The organism is Streptomyces sp. AM 2-1-1 (genome assembly GCF_029167645.1).
In the GTDB taxonomy this organism is placed as follows: Bacteria; Actinomycetota; Actinomycetes; order Streptomycetales; family Streptomycetaceae; genus Streptomyces.
In genome coordinates this window covers 5,016,873-5,040,839 of record NZ_CP119147.1, presented here as the reverse complement: position 1 = coordinate 5,040,839, position 23,967 = coordinate 5,016,873, and the positions used below count along the sequence as shown (strand labels likewise).

The 23,967-nt window shown below is 72.6% G+C and carries 22 protein-coding genes; 7 read left to right on the top strand and 15 right to left on the bottom strand.

All coding sequences use genetic code 11. The features are described from left to right. Positions 1-65 precede the first annotated feature (65 nt). Complete coding sequence (locus tag PZB77_RS21990) at positions 66-1,136, bottom strand: RNA polymerase sigma factor (RefSeq protein WP_275496163.1); 1,071 nt, start codon at positions 1,134-1,136, stop codon at positions 66-68. Positions 1,137-1,418: 282 nt separating this feature from the next. Continuing rightward, positions 1,419-3,341, bottom strand: a complete 1,923-nt coding sequence (dnaG, locus tag PZB77_RS21985; protein WP_275494334.1) for a DNA primase — start codon at positions 3,339-3,341, stop codon at positions 1,419-1,421. Positions 3,342-3,452: 111 nt separating this feature from the next. Here dnaG and PZB77_RS21980 point away from each other — a divergent pair, with 111 nt between their 5' ends. Then, on the top strand, positions 3,453-4,004 hold the full coding sequence (locus PZB77_RS21980) for a hypothetical protein (RefSeq protein ID WP_275494333.1): 552 nt from the start codon (positions 3,453-3,455) through the stop codon (positions 4,002-4,004). Positions 4,005-4,127: 123 nt separating this feature from the next. On the opposite strand, the gene PZB77_RS21975 is transcribed toward PZB77_RS21980, so the two are convergent. The 6 genes from PZB77_RS21975 to PZB77_RS21950 all read right to left on the bottom strand — a co-directional run bounded on the left by PZB77_RS21975 (position 4,128) and on the right by PZB77_RS21950 (position 13,338). Continuing rightward, the gene (locus PZB77_RS21975) at positions 4,128-5,387 is read right to left on the bottom strand and encodes an FAD-dependent oxidoreductase (protein ID WP_275494332.1); all 1,260 of its coding nucleotides are present in this window, start codon (positions 5,385-5,387) and stop codon (positions 4,128-4,130) included. A 171-nt stretch (positions 5,388-5,558) separates the two neighbouring features. Further along, positions 5,559-6,914, bottom strand: a complete 1,356-nt coding sequence (locus PZB77_RS21970) for a deoxyguanosinetriphosphate triphosphohydrolase (RefSeq protein ID WP_275494331.1) — start codon at positions 6,912-6,914, stop codon at positions 5,559-5,561. 69 nt (positions 6,915-6,983) lie between these two features. Then, positions 6,984-7,787 (bottom strand): sirohydrochlorin chelatase, encoded by an 804-nt coding sequence (locus PZB77_RS21965; RefSeq protein ID WP_275494330.1) that lies wholly within the window; start codon positions 7,785-7,787, stop codon positions 6,984-6,986. Between the two features lie 247 nt (positions 7,788-8,034). Next, positions 8,035-8,928 (bottom strand): HAD hydrolase family protein, encoded by an 894-nt coding sequence (locus PZB77_RS21960; protein ID WP_275494329.1) that lies wholly within the window; start codon positions 8,926-8,928, stop codon positions 8,035-8,037. Positions 8,929-9,034: 106 nt separating this feature from the next. Next, entirely contained in the window at positions 9,035-11,380 is a 2,346-nt protein-coding gene (locus PZB77_RS21955; protein ID WP_275494328.1) for a GH92 family glycosyl hydrolase, read from the bottom strand. Between the two features lie 299 nt (positions 11,381-11,679). Continuing rightward, entirely contained in the window at positions 11,680-13,338 is a 1,659-nt protein-coding gene (locus tag PZB77_RS21950) for an alkaline phosphatase D family protein (protein WP_275494327.1), read from the bottom strand. 335 nt (positions 13,339-13,673) lie between these two features. Between PZB77_RS21950 and PZB77_RS21945 the strand changes: the two genes are divergently transcribed. The 3 genes from PZB77_RS21945 to PZB77_RS21935 all read left to right on the top strand — a co-directional run bounded on the left by PZB77_RS21945 (position 13,674) and on the right by PZB77_RS21935 (position 15,444). Then, entirely contained in the window at positions 13,674-14,090 is a 417-nt protein-coding gene (locus tag PZB77_RS21945) for a hypothetical protein (protein ID WP_275494326.1), read from the top strand. 329 nt (positions 14,091-14,419) lie between these two features. Beyond that, on the top strand, positions 14,420-15,127 hold the full coding sequence (locus PZB77_RS21940; RefSeq protein ID WP_275494325.1) for an ElyC/SanA/YdcF family protein: 708 nt from the start codon (positions 14,420-14,422) through the stop codon (positions 15,125-15,127). A gap of 128 nt (positions 15,128-15,255) precedes the next feature. After that, positions 15,256-15,444, top strand: coding sequence for a hypothetical protein (locus PZB77_RS21935; RefSeq protein WP_275494324.1), 189 nt, complete (start codon positions 15,256-15,258; stop codon positions 15,442-15,444). A 52-nt stretch (positions 15,445-15,496) separates the two neighbouring features. Here the strand turns inward: PZB77_RS21935 and PZB77_RS21930 are convergent, their stop codons facing one another. The 3 genes from PZB77_RS21930 to PZB77_RS21920 form a co-directional block, all read right to left on the bottom strand. Further along, positions 15,497-15,823, bottom strand: coding sequence for a hypothetical protein (locus tag PZB77_RS21930; RefSeq protein ID WP_275494323.1), 327 nt, complete (start codon positions 15,821-15,823; stop codon positions 15,497-15,499). 143 nt (positions 15,824-15,966) lie between these two features. Then, the gene (locus tag PZB77_RS21925; protein WP_275494322.1) at positions 15,967-16,206 is read right to left on the bottom strand and encodes a hypothetical protein; all 240 of its coding nucleotides are present in this window, start codon (positions 16,204-16,206) and stop codon (positions 15,967-15,969) included. Continuing rightward, complete coding sequence (locus tag PZB77_RS21920) at positions 16,203-16,469, bottom strand: hypothetical protein (RefSeq protein ID WP_275494321.1); 267 nt, start codon at positions 16,467-16,469, stop codon at positions 16,203-16,205. The genes PZB77_RS21925 and PZB77_RS21920 overlap by 4 nt, the downstream gene beginning before the upstream one ends. A gap of 92 nt (positions 16,470-16,561) precedes the next feature. On the opposite strand from PZB77_RS21920, the gene PZB77_RS21915 reads away from it, so the two are divergent. Together PZB77_RS21915 and PZB77_RS21910 are read left to right on the top strand one after the other, a co-directional pair. After that, the gene (locus PZB77_RS21915; RefSeq protein ID WP_275494320.1) at positions 16,562-17,392 is read left to right on the top strand and encodes a helix-turn-helix transcriptional regulator; all 831 of its coding nucleotides are present in this window, start codon (positions 16,562-16,564) and stop codon (positions 17,390-17,392) included. Further along, a complete protein-coding gene (locus tag PZB77_RS21910; protein ID WP_275494319.1) occupies positions 17,389-17,595 on the top strand; it encodes a DUF397 domain-containing protein in 207 nt (68 codons plus the stop codon). Before PZB77_RS21915 ends, PZB77_RS21910 begins: the two co-directional genes overlap by 4 nt. 318 nt (positions 17,596-17,913) lie before the next feature. Here the strand turns inward: PZB77_RS21910 and PZB77_RS21905 are convergent, their stop codons facing one another. The 3 genes from PZB77_RS21905 to PZB77_RS21895 all read right to left on the bottom strand — a co-directional run bounded on the left by PZB77_RS21905 (position 17,914) and on the right by PZB77_RS21895 (position 21,106). Beyond that, positions 17,914-18,234: a hypothetical protein gene (locus tag PZB77_RS21905; protein WP_275494318.1), complete on the bottom strand. Its 321-nt coding sequence runs from the start codon at positions 18,232-18,234 to the stop codon at positions 17,914-17,916. 205 nt (positions 18,235-18,439) lie between these two features. Continuing rightward, positions 18,440-20,146 carry a subtype B tannase gene (locus tag PZB77_RS21900; protein ID WP_275494317.1) on the bottom strand — a complete coding sequence of 569 codons (1,707 nt, stop codon included), beginning with the start codon at positions 20,144-20,146 and terminating at the stop codon, positions 18,440-18,442. A 504-nt stretch (positions 20,147-20,650) separates the two neighbouring features. Next, complete coding sequence (locus PZB77_RS21895; RefSeq protein ID WP_275494316.1) at positions 20,651-21,106, bottom strand: NUDIX domain-containing protein; 456 nt, start codon at positions 21,104-21,106, stop codon at positions 20,651-20,653. Between the two features lie 216 nt (positions 21,107-21,322). Between PZB77_RS21895 and PZB77_RS21890 the strand changes: the two genes are divergently transcribed. Further along, positions 21,323-23,542, top strand: coding sequence for a molybdopterin oxidoreductase family protein (locus tag PZB77_RS21890; RefSeq protein WP_275494315.1), 2,220 nt, complete (start codon positions 21,323-21,325; stop codon positions 23,540-23,542). Here PZB77_RS21890 and PZB77_RS21885 read toward each other — a convergent pair. Then, complete coding sequence (locus PZB77_RS21885; RefSeq protein ID WP_275496162.1) at positions 23,481-23,933, bottom strand: gamma-glutamylcyclotransferase family protein; 453 nt, start codon at positions 23,931-23,933, stop codon at positions 23,481-23,483. The two genes, PZB77_RS21890 and PZB77_RS21885, sit on opposite strands and share 62 nt — an antisense overlap. Positions 23,934-23,967: the final 34 nt, after the last annotated feature.

The window sequence follows — 23,967 nt, the reverse complement described above, 5'->3', positions numbered from 1 at the left end:
TGACGGCCGGTCCGGGGGCGCCCTCCTCCGTGTCCGGGGCGGCCGTCACCACCTGGGTGGCCGGGTCAGTCCAGGTAGCCGCGGAGCTGTCCGGCGTAGGCGTGGCCGCGCAGCCGGGCGAGGGTCTTGGCCTCGATCTGGCGGATGCGTTCGCGGGTCACGCCGAAGAGGGTGCCGATCTCCTCCAGGGTGCGGGGGCGGCCGTCGTCGAGGCCGTAGCGGAGCCGGACGACGCGGCGTTCCCGTTCGCCGAGGGTGGAGAGCACGGCTTCCAGGTGTTCGCGCAGCAGCAGGAAGGACGCCGAGTCGGCGGGTGAGGTGGCGTCGCCGTCCTCGATGAGGTCGCCGAAGCAGACGTCCTCCTCCTCTCCGACGGGGGCGTGCAGCGAGACGGGCTCCTGGGCGAGCCGCAGGACCTCGCGGACGCGTTCGGCGGTGAGGTCGAGTTCGGCGCCGACCTCCTCGGCGGCGGGCTCGTAACCGCGTTCCTGGAGCAGCCGGCGGCGTACCCGGACGACTCGGTTGATCTGTTCGACGACGTGGACCGGGACGCGGATGGTGCGGGCCTGGTCGGCGAGGGCGCGGGACATCGCCTGGCGGATCCACCAGGTCGCGTAGGTGGAGAACTTGTAGCCCCGGGTGTAGTCGAACTTCTCGACGGCACGGATGAGGCCGACGTTCCCCTCCTGGATCAGGTCGAGGAGGGTGAGGCCGCGTCCGACGTAGCGTTTGGCGACGGAGACGACGAGCCGGAGGTTGGCCTCGATGAGGCGGCGTTTGGCGGTGCGGCCGAGGACGGTGATCCGCTCGAGGTCGCGGGCGAGCCGGGGGCCGGGGCCGGGTGCGCGGCGCAGGCGTTCCTCGGCGAAGAGCCCCGCTTCGACGCGCCGGGCCAGCTCCACCTCGTCGGCGGCGGTCAGCAGCGGGACCCGTCCGATCTCGCGGAGGTACTGGCGCAGCAGGTCCGCGCCGGCTCCGGAGTGATCGGTCCGGGACGGTGGCGGGGTGGGTGCGGTCCCCTCCTCGTCGTCCTGTTCCTCCAGCACGGCGCCGGGGGGCGTGAGTGGCGCGGCCCGGCTTTCCACAGGGTGCGGGGCCCTGCTCCGCGGGGGAATCGCGGGGGCGTACGCGGGCATGCGCGCGGGGGCGTGGTCCGGCTTGCTCGTCACGGTCCGGGTCTGCACGGGGGCGACCTCCAGGTGATCGCTGCCGGAGCGCGGTGACGGGGGTCCGCCCTCGGTGGGCCGACGCGCTCCGGTGACTCAGGCACCGCCGTCCAGTGTGGCGTACGACACATCGCCGCCACGAGGGGCGTGCGGTGGTTTTCTGGGCGAGCGGGCGAGCGGGCGAGGCGGCGGGCCCGTGGGGGCGCGGCGGGCCGGTGCGGGCGGGGCGGGCCGGTGCGGGCGGGGCGCGCGTCAGAGCGCGTCGGTGCCGTGGGTGCGGAGCGCCTGGGCGTACTGCTGGAGGACCCAGACCTCGTTCTGCGCGGCGGCGAGGTGGTCGGGGGCGACCTGGGAGCCGAGGCGGGCGAGGCTGCTCTGCACGTCGGCGATGCGGCGGTCGACGGCGCGCAGGCGGACGTTGACGAGGTGGAGGCCCGCGTAGGTCTCGTCGATGGTCTTGCCGTGGAATACCTCGACGGCGAGCTCGGTGACGAGTTTGCGGACGCTGTCCCGCGGGGTGGCGTCCAGCACGGCGGCGAGGTAGTCACGGGGGTCGGCGACGCCCTGTTCGGCGCCGCCGGCCTCGGCGATGCACTCGCGGACGGCGGCGTAGGGCGGGGCGGTGAACTCGTCGGAGCCGTATGCGTCGAAGGCGGGCGAGACCAGGGCGGGCTTCTGCAGGGCCAGCTTGAGGAGCTCGCGCTCGGTGCGGTGGGCGGGGCTGCGGAGGTTGAGCGCGGGGCCGGCGGGGGCGAGGGAGGCGGGGGTCACGTCCTGGTGCCGGGCTCCCGCGCGGCCCTGCTTGTTCCCGGCGCCGGACCGGTTGCCGCCGTCGCCGCCCCGGCCGCGCGCCCACTGGGCGAGCTGGTGGACGCGGTGGACGACGTACTCCTGGTCGAGGATGCCGACGAGGCCGGCCAGCTGGACGGCGACCTCGCGCTGCATGCTGCCCGTCTTGATCTTGGCGACGACGGGCGCCGCCTCGTCCAGGGCGGCGGCGCGGCCGGCGGGCGTTTCCAGGTCGTAGCGGCCGACGATCTGGCGGAGCGCGAACTCGAAGAGCGGGGTGCGGGGTTCGACCAGGTCGCGGACGGCGTCGTCGCCCTTGGCCAGCCGCAGGTCACAGGGGTCCATGTTGTCCGGCGCGATGGCGATGTACGTCTCGGCGGCGAACTTCTGGTCGTCCTCGAAGGCGCGCAGGGCGGCCTTCTGGCCGGCCGCGTCGCCGTCGAAGGTGAAGATCACTCGGGCGCTGCCGTTGTCCATCAGCAGCCGGCGCAGGATCTTGATGTGGTCGTTGCCGAAGGCGGTGCCGCAGGTGGCGATGGCGGTGGTGACGCCGGCCAGGTGGCAGGCCATGACGTCGGTGTACCCCTCGACGACGACGGCGCGGCTGGCCTTGGCGATGTCCTTCTTGGCGAGGTCGATGCCGTAGAGGACCTGCGACTTCTTGTAGATCGGGGTCTCGGGGGTGTTCAGGTACTTCGGGCCGTTGTCGTCGTCGCGCAGCTTGCGCGCGCCGAAGCCGACGATCTCCCCGGCGGTGTCGCTGATGGGCCACATCAGCCGGCCGCGGAACCGGTCGATCGGGCCGCGCCTGCCGTCCTGGGAGAGGCCGGAGGTGATGAGTTCCCGGTCGCTGAACCCCTTGCCGCGCAGGTAGCGGGTGAGGTGGTCCCAGCCGGCGGGGCTGTAGCCGACGCCGAAGTGCGCGGCGGCGGCCTGGTCGAAGCCGCGCTCCGCGAGGAACTTCCGGCCGATCTCGGCCTCGGGTCCGTCGAGCTGCTCGACGTAGAACTTCGCGGCGGCCTGGTGGGCCTCGATCAGCCGGATGCGTTCGCCGCGCTGCTGGGAGGGGTTGTAGCCGCCCTCCTCGTAGCGCAGGGTGATGCCCGCCTGCGCGGCAAGGCGCTCGACCGTCTCGGAGAAGGTGAGGTGGTCGATCTTCATCACGAACGCGAGGGTGTCGCCGCCCTCCTGGCAGCCGAAGCAGTGGAACAGGCCCTTGGAGGGACTGACCTGGAAGGAGGGGGACTTCTCGTCGTGGAAGGGGCAGAGGCCCTTGAGGTTTCCGCCGCCCGCGTTCTTGAGCTGGAGGTATTCGGACACGACGGAGTCGATCGGGACCGCGTCCCGTACCGCCTTCACGTCGTCGTCATTGATCCTGCCAGCCACGGGTGAAGTCTACGGGGGCGCGAGGGGTCGCTGTCCTGGCCCGGGAGGCGGGCCCGGGTACCGCGACCGCATAGGGTGACGCGATCACGTCATTCGTTGGTGGGGGCACACATGCGGTACGGACGGTGGGCGGTCGCGATGGTGGCGGTGGGGGCGGCCCTGGTGGGGCTGAACCGGTGCGGCGGGCCGGGTTACCCGGTGGCGTCGTCCGCCGGCACGGCGGCCCTGGTGAGGGCGGAGTCGGCGCACCTCGCCACCCTCGGCCCCGTGGCGCGGGCCGAGCGCGTCGACGACGGGATCTCCGTCTCCCACTGCTCCGCGGACGGGCTCCTGCCCGGCGCCGAGGTCGTGCCCGGCGCCTACCGCCTGACCTCGCGCTGGTCGGCCCAGGACCTGCCGCACCACGGGGCGACCGGGGCCATCGCCGCCGCCGCGGAGAAGCTGTCGGCGGCCGGGTGGAAGGTCGAGGGGGCGCTGGACGACGTCCTCCCCGCCTCCGCCACGGCGGAGCGCGACAGCCGGCCCACCGAGGGTGCCGCCGTCCACCTCACGGTGACCTTCCGCGCCCCGCAGGACTCGTACCTCGTCGTCACGGTCTCCTCGGAGTGCGCCCGGGACCCGCACGCCCCGGACGACGCGGAGTGGCTGCCCGTCCTCTCCTGACGGCGCGCAGGTGCGCGGGGCGCTTGCCGGTGGCATGCCCCGCTCCCGGAGGTGCCGGTGCGCCTTCGGGTACGGGAGAGGGCTCCGGGCACGGGACGGGCCACCCGGGGCGGCGCGGACCGGTCAGAGCAGCGACGTGAGGGCGACCGAGGGATCGGCCAGGGTGTCCGGGTCGATCTGGGCGCGGCTGCGGATCAGCTGCTGGACGGTCTCCGTGACGTCCCACACGTTGACGTTCATCGCGGCCAGCACCCGCCGTCCGCGCAGCCAGAAGGCGAGGAACTCGCGCTTGCGGGCGTCGCCCCGGATGACGACCTGGTCGTAACTGCCGGGCGGAGCCCACCCCGAGTACTCCAGGCCCAGGTCGTACTGGTCGGAGAAGAAGTACGGCACCCGGTCGTACGTCACCTCCTGCCCGAGCATGGCGCGGGCGGCGGCCGGACCGCCGTTCAGGGCGTTGGCCCAGTGCTCGACGCGCAGCCGGGTGCCGAAGAGCGGGTGCTCCACCGAGGCGACGTCCCCGGCCGCGTGGATGTGCGGGTCCGAGGTGCGCAGCGAGGCGTCCACGGCGATGCCGCCGCCGTGCGCCCGGTCGGCGAGCTCCAGCCCGGCGGCCTCGGCGAGACCGGTGCGCGGGGCGGCGCCGATCGCGGCGAGCACGTGGTGGGCGGGGTGCTCCTCGCCGTCGTCGGTCCGGGCCGCGAGCACCACGCCGTCCTGGCCGACGATCTCGGTGAGGCGGGCGCCGAAGTGGAAGCGGACACCGTGGTCGGCGTGCAGGTCCGTGAAGATCTGGCCCAGTTCGGGGCCGACGACGCCGTGCAGCGGGGTCGGTTCGGGCTCGACGACGGTGACCTCGGCGCCGTAGGAGCGGGCCGCCGCCGCGACCTCCAGACCGATCCAGCCGGCCCCGGCGATCACCAGGTGGCCGTTGTCCCGGCCGAGGGCGGACAGCACCCCGCGCAGCCGGTCGGCGTGGGCGAGGCGCCGCAGGTGGTGGACGCCGACCAGGTCGGTGCCGGGGACCGGCAGGCGGCGCGGTTCGGCTCCGGTGGCGAGGAGCAACTTGTCGTAGTGGATCACGGTGTTGTCGCCGAGCTGTACGGAACGGGCATAGCGGTCGAGCGAGGTGACCGGCTGACCGAGGTGGAGCTCCACGTCGGCGCCCGCGTACCACGCCTTCTCCTGCACGAACACGGTGTCGCGGTCGGCCTTGCCGGAGAGGTACCCCTTGGAGAGCGGTGGCCGCTCGTAGGGGTGGTCGCGTTCGTCGCCGATCAGGATCACCCGGCCGTCGAACCCCTGCGTGCGGAGCTCCTCGGCCGCCTTCGCGCCGGCCAGACCTCCGCCGACGATGACGAACGTCCTGTGTGCGTCCACCACTTGCTGCCTCCTCAGTGCGTACTGCGCGGCGCCCTCACCCTGCGAGCCTCCCGCACGCCGGGTGAGGGCGGAAGGGGCGTGCCTCTTCGGCGCCCGCCCCATGGTCGCGGTCCCGGCTGTGCGGTCCGCCCATCATCCGCCCCCGGCCGGTGCCGGGCGGAGCACGGCGCGTCAGGCGGGCCTGGTGGCGAGGAAGAGGTGCAGGGAGCGGGCGGAGGCGTCGGTGAGGGCGGCGATCTGGTCGACGAGGACGCGCTTGCGGGCCCGGTCGTCGGGCGCGGTCTCGAACAGGGCGCGGAACTGGGGCTCCAGGCCCTCCGGCGCCCGGGCGGTGAGCGCGGCGGCGAGTTCGGCGATGACGACGCGCTGGTCGGCGCGGATCACCTCCTGTTCGGTGCGCTGCATGACGTACCGGACGGCGACGGCCTTGAGGACCGCGCACTCCGCGCGGACCTCGCGGGGGACGACCAGCTCGGCGCCGTAGCGAGTGAGGCGGCCGGGGCCGTGGACCTCGCGGGTCGCGGTCTCCGCCGCCTGGCAGAACCGGCCGATGAGCTGGCTGGTGGCGTCCTTCAGCCGCGCCTGCGCCACCGCGGAGCCGTCGTACGCGTGCGGCCACCACTCCTGTGCGGTGAGCCGGTCCAGGGCATCGGCGAGCTCCTCGGGGTCGGTGTCCGCCGGGACGTACCGGCCGATCGCGGCGCCCCAGACCGCCTCCCGCTCGCACGGGTCGTGCAGCAGGGCGGGGACGATGTGGCCGGCGTGCAGGCCGTCCTCGAAGTCGTGGACGGAGTAGGCGACGTCGTCGGACCAGTCCATCACCTGGGCCTCGAAGCAGGTGCGGCCCGCCGGGGCGCCCTCACGGGCCCAGGAGAAGACCGGCAGGTCGTCCTCGTACACGCCGAACTTGCCCGACTCCGGGTCGTCGGCCCGGCCGCCGCGCGGCCACGGGTACTTGGTGGCGGCGTCGAGCGCGGCCCGGGTGAGGTTGAGGCCGACGCTGGCCTGGTCGCCGGTGCGCGGGTCGCGGACGAAGCGCTTCGGCTCCAGCCGGGTCAGCAGCCGCAGCGACTGGGCGTTCCCCTCGAAACCGCCGCAGTCGGAGGCGAAGTCGTTGAGCGCCTGCTCGCCGTTGTGGCCGAACGGCGGGTGTCCCATGTCGTGCGAGAGGCAGGCCGCCTCCACCAGGTCCGGGTCGCAGCCCAGGGTGGCCCCCAGTTCGCGGCCGACCTGCGCGCACTCCAGGGAGTGGGTGAGCCGGGTGCGGGGGCTGGCGTCCCAGGCGTCGCCGCGCGTACCGGGCGTGACGACCTGGGTCTTCCCGGCGAGCCTGCGCAACGCGGCGGAGTGCAGCACCCGGGCCCGGTCGCGCTGGAAGGCGGTGCGGCCGGGGCGTTTGTCGGCCTCGGTGTCCCAGCGTTCGGTGTCGGCGGGCGAGTAGGGGGTGAGCGCCGGGGCTGCTGCTGCCCGGGCCGTGCCGTCGGTGCGTGGTGTCTGGCGTGTACCGATCCCGTATGTCCCGTCCATGGTTCCGACCTTAACGACCGTCTCGGACAACGGGCCGGGATCACAGGGGAAGAGGGTGCGGGGGCGGGGTCAGGCGCTCGCGAGGAGGGGCGGGACGCCGACCGCGGGTGTGGCCCCGGCGCGCGCGTGGTCGTAGCGGTGCAGCAGCAGCCGTGCCATCGCGGGGTGGTCGCCGAGCGGCGCCGCCGCGATGCCCGGGGCGGCGTCGGCCGCCGCCGTCGCGAACCGGCCGGGGGCGGTGAAGTACGAGGCGACGGCGGTGCGGTGGTACCCCCGGGCGGTGAGCGCGCGGACGGCGACGGGCACGGTGGGCGTGGCGGCGGAGGCGTACGCGGGCACCACCGGGACGCCGCCGAGCCGCTCGGAGAGCAGGCGGGCGGTGTGCCGGGTGTCGGCGGCGGACTCGGGGTCACGGGAGCCGGCGGAGGCCAGCACCACGGCGTCCCCGCGCCCGGCCGGCCCGCCGTCGGCCCAGCCGGCCTCCACGAGCCGCCCGTACAACGCTTCCACCAGCAGCGGGTGGGGTCCGAGCGGGGCGGCGATCCGGGTACGGACCTCGGGTGCGGCGGCGGCGAGCGAGGGCAGGTCGTGCTTGACGTGGTGGCCGCGGCCGAGCAGCAGCGGTACGAGGACGGCGGAGCCGCCCGCGAGCCCGGCGAGGGTCTGCGGCAGCAGCGGCTGGTTCAGCTCGATGTGGCCGAGGCGGACATCGAGGCCGGGGCGCATCTCCCGCACCCGCCCCAGGAGTGCCCCCACGGTCCGCAGGGCCCGCGGGTCGCGGCTGCCGTGCGCGACGGCGACCAGGGCCGGGGCGCCGCCGGAGGTGTCGTGGGCGGGCCGGACGGGGCGGGCGGAGTACCGGGTGCGCTGCATGGGCCTGCGGGTTCCGTTCCGGGAGGCGACGGCGGGGGACGGTGCGGGCGTCGTCGTGGCGGGGCGCCCGCACCCTCCTGTCACCAGGGTGCCGCAGGGAGGTTGCCTTTCCGTTGCGCCCGGGTCACGGAGGTTTTCGCCGGCCTCACCGACGGGCGACGGCCGGTGTCAGCTCCCCGGTACGGGGTGTCACGGGGCACCCGCCCACACAGCCCTCGCACGGTCAGGCGGTCAGGCGGTCAGGCGGTCAGGCGGTCACGGTGACGCCGTCCTGGTCGTCTCCGGTGGTCGCCCGGGTGACGGGGACGACCGGGACCGCCGGAACCGCCGGGACCGTGGTCCCGAAGAGCCGTTCCAGGACGACGGCGACACCGTCCTCCTCGTGGGAGAGCGTGCGGTGCGGGGCGGCTGCGAGGACGTCGGGGTGCGCGTTGGCCATGGCGTAGCCGGCGCCCGCCCAGCGCAGGACCTCCAGGTCGTTGGGCATGTCGCCGAAGGCGACGACGTCGGCGGCGGTGAGCGAGCGCTCGGCGCAGAGCAGTGCCAGGGTGCCGGCTTTGGTGACGCCGGGGGCGCTGATCTCCAGCAGCCCGCGTCCGCCCGAGTGCGTGTACTGGGCGAGCTGGGGCGCGACCCGTTCGGCCACCGCCCGCAGAGTGTCGGCGTCCGTCCTCTGCGACCAGGCGAGCAGCTTGGCGAGCGGGACCCCGGTCTGCCAGAGCGCATCCCGGGTGGGGAGGACGGACTCGGCCGACGGGTCGCCGGAGAAGCGCAGCAGGAAGGAGGGCTCGAAGTGGATGTGGCCGGCGGCCTCGATCCCGAAGGAGACCTCCGGCAGCTCCGCCGCGAGGAGACCGGCCACCCGTCGGGCGGTGGGCAGGGCCAGGGGCCGGGAGGCGGTGACCGTGCGGGTGGCGAGGTCGTAGACGACGGCGCCGTTGCTGCAGACCGCGGTGCCGGTCAGCCCGGTCTCGTCGGCGAGCAGATCGAGGTAGCGGGGCGGCCGGGCGGTGACCACGACGATCTCGGCTCCGGCGTCCCGTACGCCCGCGAGCGCGCGCAGGGTCCGGGGTGACACGGTGCCGTCGCGTCGCAGGAGGGTGCCGTCGAGGTCGGTGGCGACGAGGCGGGGGAACCTCATCGCACGATGCTAATGCCCGTGACCAGCCGGGAAACACACCAGGACCCGCCCCCGGTGAGGGGCGGGTCCCGGCGCGGTGGTGCTGGAGTGCGTGCCGGTCAGCGCGTCACTTCAGGGCGGGCGGAGCCGCGTCCACCGAGGTGCCCCACGTCGAGGGCGCCGTGCCGACCCGGTAGGTCAGCTCGCGGGTGTCACGGATGTCGTCCGTGGTGAGGTAGCTCTTGGTGTAGGAGCGGCCGTCGGCCTTCGCGGACTGGATGTAGCGCGCGGAGTCCGAGGTGCCCGGGGCCTTCACGGTGAGCTTGCCGCGGGGGTAGTAGTGACGGTCCAGGGTGAGGTCCACCCGCTCGAAGACGGGGGTGGAGAGGCCCCAGGTGTCGGTGCCCGGCTGGACCGGGAAGATGCCGATCGACGAGAGGACGTTCCAGGCGGACATCGTGCCGAGGTCGTCGTTGCCCGTCATCCCGGTGGGGGTGTCCGTGAAGAGGGTCAGCGCGGCGTGCACCACGTCGGTCGTCTTCCAGGGCCGGCCGGTCGAGAGGTAGGTGTACGGGGCGATCAGGTCGGGCTCGTTCTGCGGGTTGTACTTGTCCGCGTTGTAGTACGCGTACGGGCCGTTGACCCACACCTCACGGGCGGTCTTCGCCGGGTCCTGGAGCAGCTGGTCGTAGGCGAAGAAGGAGTCGAGGCGGGCGTCGGCGGCCTGGGTGCCGCCGATCAGGTCGACCATGCCGGGCAGGTCCTGGGGGACCAGCCACTGGTACTGCCACGAGGTGCCCTCGTGGAAGCCGACGCTCTGGGCCGGGTCGGTCGGGCCGGTGAAGGCGCCGGAGGCGTCCCGGGCACGGAAGAAGCCGGTCGAACCGTCGAAGATCTTGCGGTAGTTCTGCGCCCGCTCGGTGTAGCGCGCGGCGTCGGCCCGGTGGCCGAGGTCCTTGGCCATCTGACCGAGCATCGCGTCGGAGAGCGCGTACTCCAGGGTCGCGGAGGCGCCGTGGTCGTAGTCCGAGTCGCCGGGCTTCACGTGCGCGCGGCCGGCGATGTACGGGGCAAAGCCGTCTGCGAGGTACTCCGCGTTGGCCTCGCGGCCCACCGGGGCGGAGTCGGCGGGCGGTACGCCGTCCGCGTTCTTCTTCAGCGCCGCGTACGCCTGCTCCTCGTACCCCTTGAGGAGGCCCTGCTGGTAGGCGTTGGTGAGGAACGGGGTGACCGGGTCACCGGTCATGATGTTCGTCTCGACCGTGCCGTAACCCCACTTGGGGAGCCAGCCGCTCTCCTCGTCGATCTTGATGACGGAGATCGCCATGTCACGGGACTCGCCGGGGGCGAGCAGCGACAGGAGTTGGGCCTGGGTGCGGTAGGTGTCCCAGAGCGACCAGTTCTGGTAGTACGTGAAGCCCTTGGCCCGGTGGATCTTCTGGTCCCAGCCGGTGTAGCGGCCGTCCACGTCGCTGCCGACGTTGGGCGCGAGGAACGAGCGGTAGAGCGACGAGTAGAAGGTCCGGCGGACGGTCTCGCTGCCGCCCCGCGCCTTCACGTCGTCGAGCCGGTCCTCCCACGCGGCCCGCGCGGCCTTCGCGACCTTGTCGTACGAACGCCCGCCCTCGGAGCGGAGGTTGAGGGCCGCGCCCTTGGCGTCCACGTAGGAGATCGCGGTCGTCGCCTCGACGGTGCGGTCCTTGGCGGTGTCGAACCGCAGGAAGGCGCCGTTGCGCTCGCCGGCGGCGGTGGAGGACTTCGAGCCCTCGGTGACGACGCCGCCCTTCCAGGTGCCCGAGACGGTGAAGGGGCGGTCGAAGCGGGTGATCGTGTAGACGGTGTAGGGCTTGGTGTCCTGGCAGAAGCCGCTGCCGGTGATGGCGGTGCGCACGGTCCGGTCGTCGAGGATCTCGACCTTGGTGCCCACCGTCTTGTGCAGCGACTGACCCGCGTTGATGAGGACGTTGGCCTTGTCGGTGGCGGGGAAGGTGTACCGCTGCACGCCGGTACGGGCGGTGGCGCTCAGCTCCGCCTTGATGCCCGTCTTCAGGCCGACTTCATAGGTACCGGGAGCGGCCTTCTCGTCGTCGTGGCTGAACTCGGCGGCGTAGGCGGCGTTGTCGGTCGAGGTGATGTCACCGGTCGTCGGCAGCACGGGGAGGTCGCCGCCGAGACCGCAGCCCACACCGGAGATGTGCACGGTGGAGAAGCCCCGGATGTGGTTCTCCGAGTAGTCGTAGCCGGTGTTGTGACCGGTGTCGGGCGAGAACTGCACCATGCCGAACGGCACGGCCGCACCGGGGTAGGTGTTGCCCTCGTTCTCGGTTCCGATGAACGGGTTGACGAGATCGGTGAGCCGGTCCTGACCGTGCCGGCCGGAGTCCGCCGCGGCCGGTGCGGCGACGGCTCCGCCGAGGAGCGCGGCCGTGGCGGCCGCCGTCCCCGCGCCGCGTATCCAGTGGGTCCATCTCATGGAAAGAACGCCTCTCCGACGTAGACAACGTTGTCATACCGCAGTGCGTGATCATTCTTGGCCTGAGTGCGTGTACCCGTCAAGGGTCGTGACGGGGCGAACTCCGGCGCCCCGGGTCGGGAGGCCGCCCTGCGGGGCGGCCTCCCGACCCGGGCGGGACGAGGTGGCCCACCGGCGGTGCGGCGGGCGCGCGTGCGGCGGTCCGTACCTCGCCCCGGAGGATCGGTCCGCCCGGGGGGATCGGGCCCGACCCGCCGGTGCACGGGGCCCGTCCGGTCGGCAGAGGGGGACCTGTCCGGTCAGCGCACCGGGGCTTCGGCGCGTTCGACGCGCTGCGTGCCGTTCAGGGTGCGGTACGAGCGGACCCAGGCGCTCGTGGCGTCCTTGCGGGTCTTGTCGGAGACGACGTAGTAGTCCATCTGCGAGCGTTCGGCAGTCACGTCGAGGACTCCGTACCCGTGCCCGTCCATGTCGACCCACTTCACGTGGCGGTTGGCTGCCTTCACCGCGGCGGCGGCGATCAGGGAGACCGTCTGCGGGGGGACGTTCAGGGTGTCGTCCAGGTTGTCGGAGGTCACCGACGTGACCACGAACTCGGTGGCGGCCGAGGCCGACAGGGGGTACGTCGCCGCCTTGACGGGCACGTCGTTGGCCCAGGCCATGTGGATGTCGCCGGTCAGGAAGACCGTGTTGGTCACCGACCGGTCCCGCAGGTGGCTGATCAGCTCCTTGCGGTCGTCGGTGTATCCGTCCCACTGGTCGACGTTGACGGCGAGGCCCTCGCCGGGCAGCCCCAGCAGCTTCGCGAGGGGCGCGAGCAGGTCGGCGGGGACGGAGCCGAAGGCGACCGGGGAGATCATCACCGAGGTCCCGACCAGCTTCCAGGTGGCCGGCGACCCGGCCAGTCCGGCCTTCAGCCAGTCCAGTTGGGCCCGGCCGGTGATCGAGCGCTCCGGGTCGTCGACCGTGCCGCTGCCGAGGGACGCCTGCTCGGAGCGGAAGCTCCGCAGGTCGAGCAGGTGCAGTTCGGCGAGGCTGCCGAAGGAGAGCCGGCGGTAGACGGTCCCCTCGGTGGAGGCGCGGACCGGCATCCACTCGAAGTACGCCCGCTTGGCCGCCGCGACCCGGTCGGCCCATGCTCCCTCGGTGCCCGGGGTGTGGTTCTCGGCCCCTCCCGACCAGGCGTCGTTGGCGAACTCGTGGTCGTCCCAGATCGCGATCACCGGGTGGGCCGCGTGCAGCGCCTGGAGGTCGGTGTCCGTCTTGTAGGTCGCGTGCCGGAGGCGGTAGTCGGCGAGGGTGAGGATCTCGTGGAGCGGGGCGTGCGGGCGGACCACGGTGTCGCCGTGCGCGTAGCCGCCGGACGCGTACTCGTAGACGTAGTCGCCGAGGTGGAGTACGGCGTCCAGGTCGGCACGGGCCGCGAGGTGCCGGTACGGGGAGAACCAGCCGGCCTCCCAGTTGGCGCAGGAGACCACGCCGAAGCGGACGCCGGGCGTCGCCGCGCCGGCGGCGGGTGCGGTGCGGGTGCGGCCGACGGGCGAGAGGGCCTGCCCGTCGGCCGCCGAGAAGCGGAACCAGTACGCCGTGGCCGGGCGCAGCCCCCGGACGTCCACCTTGACGGTGTGGTCGGACCCGGCCCGGGCGACGGTGGTACCGGCGGCGACGGTCCGGGCGAACGCCTTGTCCTCGGCGACCTCCCACCCGACCGGGGTGTCCGCGCCGAGGCCGGAGCCGGGTACGGCGTCGGGGGTGGGAGTGACGCGGGTCCACAGGAGGACGCCGTCGGGGAGCGGGTCGCCGGAGGCGACCCCGTGCGCGAAGGCCGGTCCGACGGCGGCTCGGGCGGCGGTCGCGCCGAGGAGGACGGGGGCGGCGACGGCGGTGGCCGCGGCCGCCGTGGCGGCGGCTTTGACGACCGTACGACGGGTGGGCGCGGGAACGAGTTCTCTGGTCACGGGCGCACACGCTACTGACGGGTATGGCCAACGGGACTACGAACGACAGAAGTTGGCTCGACCTTCGGCGAACCGTCGCCCGTCGTTGGGCCCGTGGTGCGCGGGTGCCCGGACGGGCCGCTGCCGTGGCCCCGGTCATCCGTTCCGGAGATCCTTCGCTCGGCTCAGGCGGTCTCCGGCCGGCGGAACGCGTCGGCGTGACGCGCACACCACTCCGCGAAGGTCCGCGGCTTGCGTCCCAGCAGACCCGGCCCGCACCTGACAATAATGACACCGGACGCGCACGACATCCTGCCGACCGCCGCTCCGTGGGCGATGACCCCTCAGGACCCGACATGACTGCTCAGTGGTACGTCCTCATCGAGGAGGACACCCGGACGACCCGCCAGGCCGACGGCGTCGAACTCAGGTTGCACCGATGGACATTGGTGGCGAGCCACCCCGTCACGGGCGGCGAGGCGGAGGCGCTCGCCGTGGCCGAGGAGGCGGCGCTGCACCACGTACCGGCGGTCCTGGCCCGCCATGCCCGCCCGGACGAATCCCCCGCCCGCGACGCCTACCTCACCTCCGACGGCTCCTGGCTGGTCCACGTCCGCCAGCACCAGCGCGAGTGCCACCTGCGCGTGACCACCGCCCGCCTCCTCCACACGCGGGAGGAGAAGCTCGCCCCGGCCAAGTCCTTCAGGGAGAAGATCCGCCACGCTCTGGACGGCCCCGAACCCGCGGCGGTCCCGTGGACCCCTGGGAAGTGACGCTCCCGGAGGCCGTCGGCACACGGAGGGTTCAGGACGCGGGCGACCCGCAGGACAGCCCGGCCGTGCGGGGCGGCGGCCGAGAGACACCGGCCTTTCGGCTCTGCGTCCGCAGCACCGCGTGAAGTCGACCGCGACCGGCCGCCCCACGCTTCCGCTGTCACCGTCGAGCCGTCGAGCCGTCGAGCCGTCGAGCCGTGGAGCCGTAGAGCCGTAGAGCTGTCGGGCCGAATCCCGCTCGGTGCAGAACCCCGGGCCACTCTCACTCGTCCTCTCCGGAGAGAGGGCAGCACGAGCGCCGTGCGCCGCAGTACCGACAGGGGCTCCCCATGCGACGACGACCGAGACCGCTGACGGCCCTGCGGGCCCTGTGGCCGCTCACCCGGCGCGGTCAACGGCGTTCGCTGCAGGGCCTGATGGTCGCCTGCGTGCTGGCGCTGGCCCCGATGACCTGGATGTACACGGCGGCCCAGGCACACGTACGGACCACGGCGGACGCGCCCGAACGGGGCGTGGCCGTGGTGTTCGGCGCAGGGCTCCGCGACGGCCGGCCGACCCCGTACCTCGCGCACCGCCTGGACGCGGCCGCCGAGCTGTACCGGGCCGGCAAGGTGAAGGTCCTCCTGGTGACCGGCGACAACAGCCGTGCGGAGTACGACGAGCCGGACGCGATGCGGGCCTACCTCACGACCCATGGGGTGCCCGCCGCCCGGATCGTCAGCGATTACGCGGGCTTCGACTCCTGGGACTCCTGCGTGCGGGCCAAGAAGATCTTCGGGGTGGACCGCGCGGTCCTGGTGAGCCAGGGGTTCCACATCCGACGAGCCGTCGCACTCTGCCGCGCCGCCGGGATCGACGCGTACGGGGTCGGCGTCGACGAGCCGCATGACGTCACCTGGTACTACGGCGGCACCCGCGAGGTCTTCGCGGCGGGCAAGGCCGCCCTGGACGCCTTCTTCCGGCCCGACCCGCATTTCCTGGGCCAGAAGGAGGAGGGCGTCTCGGACGCGCTGGCGGCGGCGGTCTCCGAGCGCTGACCACTCTGTCGAGGCCCGCTGCGAGACGTTCCTGCCCCTGGGAGACCGGGCGGGCTTCCCTGGACGACCGTCTTCTCGACCCGGAGGCCACTGTCGACTCGGCGCCCGGCGGTTACGTAGGGGGCATCATGTTTCACGAGCTCTACGAGGCCGATCTCCTGCCCGAGTCGGAAGCCACGCGCCGCTGGTCGAAGGCGGTCGGGATCGACTTCCACGAGGTCCACGTGGAGACCAACGCGCACGACGTGAAGCTGCTCTTCTCGGATCTCCGGGTGAGTGAGGCGCCGGCCGGATACGCGCCCTTCATCGCCGGGTGAGAGGCCGCGTGCGAGTGCTCGGCGGAGAGCCCGAGCCGGTACGTATCCGTGATCAAGCGCCGCTGCCCTCGGCGTTCCCGGCAGGATCGACGACCTCCCCGGAGTGCCCGGAGGGGTGGTCGTCGAAGAGGCGGCAGGGGCCGTGGACTTCGTCGTAGTGGGTGCAACGGAGCAGTACGACCCGGTACATGGCGCCGGCCGCCCAGCGGACCCATACCCCGCTGCCGAGCCGGTCGTCGTCCCACTGTGGGCAGGCGTGTTCGTCGCGGTGTCGCTCCCCCAGGACACAGCGGACGGGCCGAGGCTCCGCGAGGGACCCTTCCGCCCGGACCGCACGGCCCGTGGGCGGCAGCAGGGCGACGGCAGTGCACCGGAACACGGTCACTCCCCCGAGGGCGAGGTGCCCCGTGCGCTCGAACTCCACATGACCGGCCTTTCGTTGGTCGCTTCTCAGTGAACGAGGTCGAGGGTGGTACGGGCTCCACGGCGCCGGTCGGGCTGTGCGATCGAGCCCGTACGGGGCTATGCCGGATGATCGGCGGCCTGGTGGCGTCTGCGCAGGACCCGCCAGTCGGTGGCGCCGCTCAGGTCGCCCATCCGCTCGGCATCCCCCTCCGCCCAGTCGTAGTCCAGGCAGACAGGACAACCGGCAGCGGGGCCGGAGACGCTCCCCGGGTCGGAGATGGTGCCCTCGGGGACGGGTGCGTCGTCGGGGGTAGGTACGTCTTGGGTGTCGGGTACGTCGTCGGGGCATGCACTCACAGCACGTCACCCCGGCTCCGGGCGTTGCACCGCGCGTTCTCGGCCCGCAGTCGCTCTATCGGCGTTGCCGACCGGACGAACTCGGGGGCCGCCTCCCATTCGATCCCGCCACAAACAGGTCTCAAGGACCAATAGGGGCCGGCGACTCCACGGAACTCCCCGACACGATTTTCGAATCTCGTGTCCACCATGAGTGTTCCTGGGGTCGGAATCAGCCGGCGTGGGCCTTCCTGAGCGGGAACATCGGCGTCGGGCACGGGCATGGCGACTCCTCTCTGTAGCGACTCCGTTACGGGGGCGCCCAGATTCCCCTAGGATTGAGCCCTGTTCAAGTTTTCCCCGGTGGAGGAAAAGCGTGGTCAACATCCGCGATCTCGATCCTGACGAGTCCCCAAGCGCGTCTTTCGGCGTGGAACTCCGCAGCTCGCGCGAGTCGCAAGGGTTCAAACAGACGCAGTTCGCCCTGCTCCTGGCCTACTCCAACTCCCATATCTCGGCTGTCGAAACTGGTCGAAAATTGCCGACTTTGCGTTTCGCGCGCGCCGCTGACAAGGTACTTCGAACGGGAACGAAGTTCGAACGGCTCTGCCGTGAAGTACGGCATCAGACGATGCTGGAAGGGTTTCCCGAGTACGTGAGGTACGAGGGACACGCACGGGAGATCCGGCTGTTCGAGAGCGGCATCATCCCCGGACTGCTGCAGACCCGCGAGTACGCCGCAGAGCTGGCCCAGGCGGCCGTCGACCGTGGCGTGATCACAGAGGAACAGGCGGCCGAACGCGTCGACTTCCTCACGGAACGGCAAGCCGCCATCGCACGGACTCCCCCGCCGGTCGTCCAAGTGGTGCTGGACGAGAGCTGTCTCCGCCGTGAGGTCGGCGGACCTGGGCTCATGGGAAGCCAGTTGAGACGGCTGGTGGAGTTCGCCCGGTTACCGAACACGACCCTGCAGGTGACGCCGTACAGCGTCGGTGCGCGACGCGCCTTCGACCTGCCCGTGCGGCTACTCACACTGCCGGATCGGAGCATGATCGGATACGCCGAGTCGCAGTTCCAGGGGCACTTGGACCGCGACGGCCGGTTCGTGGAGGGTGTGCTCGCGGCCTACTATCAGCTCCAGAACGAGGCGTTGTCACAGACCGCATCCGTGGCCATGATCGAGCAGGTACGAGAGGGAACCCCGTGACCGAAAACCCTGAGTTCCACAAGTCCTCCTACAGCAACAACGGCGGCGACTGCATTGAGGTCGCCACCAACCTGGCGTCCGGGCACGGCATCGTTCCCGTACGTGACAGCAAGGACCTCAGCCGCCCCGCGCTCGGCCTCGGCACCGACTCCTTCACGTCGTTCGTATCTGCGATCAAGGCGGGTCATCTGAGCGCCGCTTGATGGATCGCCCCGCACCACGCCCTCCACAGACGGCCCCCTCATGCGTGAGGGGGCCGTCTGCCGTGCCGCACGGCAGACAGACTGCTCACGAAGCCACGACAGCGGCCTGAGGAGAGCACCGGCTCCCACCGCCGGGTCGCCACCGACCTCGTCATCGCTCATCCGTCTGGTGCACGTCCGCGACTCCAAGGACACCGGCGGCCCGGTTGCCGACATCTCCGCCCTCCCCGCTCACCGCCTTCCTGGTCGGCGTCGGAGCCGGCGACTTCGGGCCGTCCGACCGGTCAGGCGCACCGCCGTCGCATGCGACCGGGCAGCTCACCCCTCGTCGCCGTGGGTGAGGTGGCCGTCGGCGAACCGCCAGTGGTACTGGTGCGGGGTCAGCCGCCACGTCTCGTCGGCAGCGATCGCCCTCATGACCCAGGCGTGGAGTTGCGGGAGCGCGTGCGCTCTCAGGGCGGCCCGGACGGCAGCGCGTTCCGTGGCATCGACCGGGTGGACGTCCAGACGGATGCCGACCGCGTCCGGATGGATGCCACGGCCGTAGTTGCGGGGTTCCGGAGCGACCCATGCCGCGCCGAGGACGATGGACCCGCTGTCGTACCCGGTGAGGAACCGCAGATCGTTGACGCGGCGCATCTCGGGGCCGAGGCACCCGTCGATGTCAAGCGAGGCCCCGGGTGAGTCGTCGGTTGCGTGCGGACATGGGGAGCAGCGTGCCAGGGTGCCGCTGCCGTGCATCACCCGGACCGCTGACGAGGCGTCCCGGCTCGGGCTTGGACGGGGGCCCCGCCGCGAGGCGCGGTGACGCCCCCGTCCCGTGCCGCTCACCCGGCGGCCGGCGCTACCCGCGGTGTCCGGAGGCGGGGAGCGGGTCCCCCGCCGCGCGGACGACCTTGGCGATCCAGGCCATCGCCTCGGGTACGTCGTAGTTGCCGGCGTGCGGCTGGTTCCAGGCGAGCCGGTAGTCGACGTCCTCGACCTGCCGGTCCGCTTCGAGCGCCCGGTCGAGGTTGAGGGAGACGATGAACGAGGTGTCCCGGTCGCGGGTGCCGTTGCGGATGTACCAGTGGGCGGCCGTGTCGGCGCCGGTGCCGATGAAGTCCATCGGGTTGATCAGGTGGACCTGGTCGTCCACCGTGGTGGAGCGCTTGGCCGTGTACTGGTCCCAGGTCAGGCCCGTGTCGTCCGTCCCGCTGCCGTCACCGGGGACGTCGTTCTGGTCCCAGCCGTACTGGGTGTAGTTCATGTACTTCTGGTCGGCCGGGCCGAAGAGGTCGGTCTCGGAGCCGCTCGTGGTGTTCCCGTTGACGCCCACCGCGTCGAAGGCGGGGGTGGTCTTCAGGGCGGCCTGGGCCACGACGAAGGCGAGGTACTTCTTCATGTCGACCGAGCGCACCGTGTCGGTGGCGTTGTCGGCGTCGATCCAGTCGTTGACGTACGACTTGGTGGTCGGCGTACCCCCCATGCCGCCGGACTGGAGGTCGAAGGTGGCGCCGAGGGCCGGGATCGTGTGGGTGGCGTCGGCCTTCAGGTAGGTCTCCGCCGAGCGGACGACCTCCTTGCGGATGGTGTCGATCATGTTCGCGGCGGTGAGCTTCGAGCCGTCCGGGTTGCGGAGTCCGAGGCTCTTCTCGTACGCCGGGAACTGCGCGGCGAGTGCGGCGGCGTCCTCCGGTGAGGGGTTCTGGCCGGTGTCGGCGCGGGTGTCGAGGACGGAGTACAGCCACTCGTACGCCTTGTCGGCGTTGCCGAGGTCGGTGATCGGGCAGTACGCGTCGACGGCGAAGACGTCGTCCCCCAGGGTGCTGCGGCCCTTCGCGTCGATCCCGGCGGCGCCGATCCCGGCGAGGTAGGGGTCGTACGCGGCGCTGTTCCCGGAGGCGCCGAGGATCGACACCAGCGCACCGCCGCCGCTGGTGCCGTTGATGACGATGCGTTCGGCGCTGCCGGGCATCGCGGCGTCGTTGAGGCGCAGGTAGCGGACGGCCGCCTTGGCGTCGACCACGGCGGCGGGTGCCTTGCCGGGGGCCGTGCCGTCGGCGCCGAGCATCCCGCGGCTGCGGTTGGCGACGTCGACGAAGACGTACCCGGCCTTGAGCGCGGCGCCGACGTTGCTCGTCGCGCTGGTGTAGGACGCACCGCCGGTCACGCTCGCCTTGACGTAACTGGCTTTCCAGCCGCTGTTGTTCACGGCGAAGTAGAGGGGAGCGCGCTGGTTGCCGAAGGCACTCTCCGGGACGAAGACGTTCATGCTCTGGTAGCCGCAGGCGGTGTTGGTGATCGTGCTGTTCCCGAAGCCGCCGGGCTGCTGGGCGGCCGCCGCGACCGGCTTGGCGACGTAGCAGACCTCCTTGTACCAGCGCACGTTCACCGGTTGGCCGTCGACGGTGACGGTGATCGTCGTGTAGGCGGCGGCGTCGAAGTCCAGGGCGGCGTCCTCGGCGTCCGCCGCGTGGCCTCGGCTCCACGACGGGGCCGCACCGGCGGTCGCCGCGAAGGAGGACGGCACCGCGAGGGCGGTGAGGGCGAGGGAGCCCGCGATTGCCATGCTCCGCACGAGGCGTCCGCGGGGTGCGGGACGCCCCTCGCGCATACCCGCCACGGGGTGTCGTTCGAGCGTGTCGCGCCCGATGGGCGCCGAGAGCCGCTGCATGGGGGTCTCCCTCTGTCGAGCACCAAGTGCTGTCGCTGTCACCTCAGGACCGAGGCGGCGGGAGGCACGCTACGGGATTGTCAACAATATGCCCACCGATCTGTCGAACATTTTTGTTGGCAATGAGTGATCGTCACGATGCCGTGCTGACGTCCGAAACGGTGTGCGAGGACGCGGGCGGGGGATACGGGTGGGGAGCGCCGGTGCGCGGGGGAAGGAGCAGGAGGATGCGCCCGGCCGTCGGCCACGTCCGTTCCGCGGGGTGCGGTGGGGCTGGGCGTTCGGACTGCCGGCCGGGGATCCCGTCGAGCGGGGTGTGGCGCCGGCCCGTGACGAGGCGTGCGTCGCGACCGGAAGGGGCCGCCCGTGCCTCTCCCGGCGCAGGCCCTCTGCCGCGCCTCAGAGGGGCAGGCCGCCCCGGACGAGTTCCCGGTGGGACTCCTGGAGTCCGGCCGGCAGCGCGTCCACGTCGAACCACCGTGCTTCCAGGATCTCGAAGTCGTCGATCTTCAGGGTGCCGCCCACGAGCCGCGCCTCGTAGGCCACTTCGAGGCGGAGCCGGTAGCCGCTCTTCAGGCGCACCAGCCGGCCGGGCTCGACGTCCAGACCGGTCTCCTCCTTCACCTCCCGGACCACGGTGAGCGGGAACTCCTCGCCCTTGACGGCGAAGCCGGTCGGCAGGCCCCAGGGGTGCTGCGGCGTCCACAACCGGTGTCTGAGCAGCAGGACCTGGCCGGCGTCGTTCCGTACGACCCCGGTGACGCCCACCATGAAGGTGGCGTGGGCGAGCCACAGCACACGCCATTGCAGCGGGCCGCGGATGAGTCGCCAGAGCTGTGCGACGAGTCGATGCATGGGATACCTCTCACCGGTCGTACGGGTGTTCTCCTCAGCCCCAAGAGTGCTCCATGGCGGCCGCGGTGCGCCGTCGCGCGCCGCGACCCCGTCGTGAGGTCGGTCCGCCCCGGCCGCCGACCTCACGACCGGGTCGCGGCCGGGCTGAGGTGTGTGTACCCGGGGTGTAACCGGATACCCCGCCCATCCGTAATGCCCCGCGTCCACGCTGGGCGTATGGACACCGAGACGCCCACCCACTGCCCGTACTGCGCGCTGCAATGCGGGATGACGCTGCGGCCGGTCGCCGGCGCGCCGGTGGCCGAGGTGGTGGAGCGGACCGACTTCCCCGTCAACCGGGGTGCCCTCTGCGGGAAGGGCCGGACGGCCCCCGCCGTGCTCTCCTCGGCGGTACGGCTGACGGGCCCACTCGTCCGGAACGCGGTGAGCGGCGTGCTGGAGCCGGCCGGGTGGGACGAGGCGCTGGGCCGGATCGCGGACGCACTGCGGGCCACCCGGGCGGCGCACGGCGCCGACGCGGTCGGGGTGTTCGGCGGGGGCAGCCTCACCAACGAAAAGGCCTATCTGCTGGGGAAGTTCGCCCGGGTGGCGCTCGGCACCTCGCAGATCGACTACAACGGCCGCTTCTGCATGTCCTCGGCCGCCGCCGCCCACCAGCGGGCCTTCGGACTCGACCGGGGGCTGCCGTTCCCGCTGGAGGACATCCCGCGCACCGGTTGCGTGATCCTCGTCGGGTCGAACCCGGCCGAGACGATGCCGCCCGCCCTGCGCTACTTCACCGAACTGCGTGCCAACGGCGGCAAACTGATCGTCATCGACCCGCGCCGCACGCGCACCGCCGAGCAGGCGGACCTGCACCTGGCGCCGCGCCCCGGCACGGATCTCGCGCTGGCGCTCGGCATGCTGCACCTGGTGGTCGCGCAGGGCCGCCTCGACGAGGAGTTCGTGGCCGCCCGCACCAGCGGCTGGGAGGACGCACGGGCCGGGGTGATGGCGCACTGGCCGGAGCAGGTGGAGCGGATCACCGGGGTCTCCGTACCCCAGCTCCGGGAAGCGGTCGCGATGTTCTGCGACGCGGACTCCGGCATGGTGCTGACCGCGCGCGGGCCCGAGCAGCAGGCGAAGGGCACCGACACGGTCGGCGCGTGGATCAACTTCTGTCTGGCGACCGGCCGGGCGGGGCGTCCGCTCTCGGGCTACGGCTGCCTCACCGGCCAGGGCAACGGTCAGGGCGGCCGGGAACACGGCCAGAAGGCCGACCAGTTGCCCGGTTACCGCAAGCTGACCGACCCGGCGGCCCGGCAGCACGTCGCCGGGGTGTGGGGGGTGGACCCGGACGCGCTGCCGGGGCCGGGGCGCAGCGCGTACGAACTGCTGGACGCGCTGGGCGGGGACGTACGGGCGCTGCTGGTGATGGGCTCCAACCCCGTGGTCTCCGCACCGCGCGCCGGGCACGTGGAGGAGCGGCTGAAGTCGCTGGACTTCCTGGCGGTCGCGGACGTGGTGCTCTCGGAGACGGCGGCGCTCGCGGACGTGGTGCTGCCGGTGACGCAGTGGGCCGAGGAGACCGGCACGATGACCAATCTGGAGGGCCGGGTGCTGCTCCGGCGGAAGGCCGTCACCGCTCCGGAGGGTGTCCGCAGCGATCTGGAGGTGATGCACGGGCTGGCCGCGCTGCTGGGGCACGGGAAGGGATTCCCCACCGACCCGGAGGAGGTCTTCGAGGAGCTGCGCCGGGCGTCGGCGGGCGGCGCCGCCGACTACTCGGGCATCACGTACGCGCGGATCGCGGCGGAGGACGGGGTCTTCTGGCCGTGCCCGGGCGAGGTCCCCGGCTCCGTCGGCCCCGCCCCGGAGAAGGCCGGCCCCGAGCCGGAGAAGACCGGCCCCGGCCCGGAGCGGTGCGGCCCGGACACTGCGGAGGCCGGCCAGTCTCCGGCGGGCGCCGTGCACCCCGGTACTCCCCGGCTCTTCCTCGACCGGTTCGCGACCGAGGACGGGAGGGCGCGGTTCGTGGCGGTGACCCACCGGCCGCCGGCGGAGGAGACGGACGAGGCGTACCCGGTGGTGCTGACGACCGGGCGGGTGGTGGCGCACTACCAGTCGGGGGCGCAGACCCGCCGGGTGGCGGAGCTGAACGCGGCGGCCCCCGGCTCCTTCGTGGAGCTGCACCCCCGGCTGGCCGAACGGATCGGGGTGGCGGAGGGCGAGCCGGTCGCGGTCACCTCACGGCGCGGGCGGGCGGTGGCGCCGGCCCGGATCACGGCTTCGATCCGGCAGGACACCGTGTTCATGCCGTTCCACTGGGCCGGTGAGGGCCGGGCCAACTCGCTGACCAACCCGGCCCTGGACCCCGTCTCGCGGATGCCGGAGTTCAAGGTGTGCGCGGTCCGGGTGGAGGCAGGAGACGGTCGGTCCGCGGGGGCCGGTGACTGAGCCAGTCGCCGCCCGGTATGCGGGGGCCACTCGCGCGCAGGGTGCGGGTGACCGCCGGGGCGGCGAGGTAGACCCAGGCGCGGACGGTTCCGTAGCCGGGCACCTCGACCGGCCGGACCACCCGTTCGTAGAGGTTGCGGGGGTCACCGGGTCCCAGGTACGTCTCCAACCGGTCGAGCGCGACCAGGAGTCCGGGGTACTCCGCGGGCGCGGCGGTGAGCAGGGTCCCCCGGACCGTGCCGTCCCCGTCGGTGGCGAACGGGTATCCGGGGCCGTCGTAGAGCGCCCCGCCGTGCAGGAACGCCCGCTGCGCGCGGACGTCACGGCCGCGGACGAACCGGTCGTGGTTGTGTTCGCCGGGCCGCAGGGTGCCGTACACGAAGAAGGGCAGCGCGCTCCCGGGGAGCCCGGGCGGCGGTACGGGG

Bases quoted from the DNA above. Each gene is read 5' to 3' on its own strand.
- PZB77_RS21990 (WP_275496163.1), bottom strand. From the start codon at position 1,136: ATGCCCGCGTACGCCCCCGCGATTCCCCCGCGGAGCAGGGCCCCGCAC.
- PZB77_RS21980 (WP_275494333.1), top strand. From the start codon at position 3,453: ATGCGGTACGGACGGTGGGCGGTCGCGATGGTGGCGGTGGGGGCGGCC.
- PZB77_RS21970 (WP_275494331.1), bottom strand. From the start codon at position 6,914: ATGGACGGGACATACGGGATCGGTACACGCCAGACACCACGCACCGAC.
- PZB77_RS21965 (WP_275494330.1), bottom strand. From the start codon at position 7,787: ATGCAGCGCACCCGGTACTCCGCCCGCCCCGTCCGGCCCGCCCACGAC.
- PZB77_RS21960 (WP_275494329.1), bottom strand. From the start codon at position 8,928: ATGAGGTTCCCCCGCCTCGTCGCCACCGACCTCGACGGCACCCTCCTG.
- PZB77_RS21955 (WP_275494328.1), bottom strand. From the start codon at position 11,380: ATGAGATGGACCCACTGGATACGCGGCGCGGGGACGGCGGCCGCCACG.
- PZB77_RS21945 (WP_275494326.1), top strand. From the start codon at position 13,674: ATGACTGCTCAGTGGTACGTCCTCATCGAGGAGGACACCCGGACGACC.
- PZB77_RS21940 (WP_275494325.1), top strand. From the start codon at position 14,420: ATGCGACGACGACCGAGACCGCTGACGGCCCTGCGGGCCCTGTGGCCG.
- PZB77_RS21935 (WP_275494324.1), top strand. From the start codon at position 15,256: ATGTTTCACGAGCTCTACGAGGCCGATCTCCTGCCCGAGTCGGAAGCC.
- PZB77_RS21920 (WP_275494321.1), bottom strand. From the start codon at position 16,469: ATGCCCGTGCCCGACGCCGATGTTCCCGCTCAGGAAGGCCCACGCCGG.
- PZB77_RS21905 (WP_275494318.1), bottom strand. From the start codon at position 18,234: ATGCGCCGCGTCAACGATCTGCGGTTCCTCACCGGGTACGACAGCGGG.
- PZB77_RS21900 (WP_275494317.1), bottom strand. From the start codon at position 20,146: ATGGCAATCGCGGGCTCCCTCGCCCTCACCGCCCTCGCGGTGCCGTCC.
- PZB77_RS21895 (WP_275494316.1), bottom strand. From the start codon at position 21,106: ATGCATCGACTCGTCGCACAGCTCTGGCGACTCATCCGCGGCCCGCTG.
- PZB77_RS21890 (WP_275494315.1), top strand. From the start codon at position 21,323: ATGGACACCGAGACGCCCACCCACTGCCCGTACTGCGCGCTGCAATGC.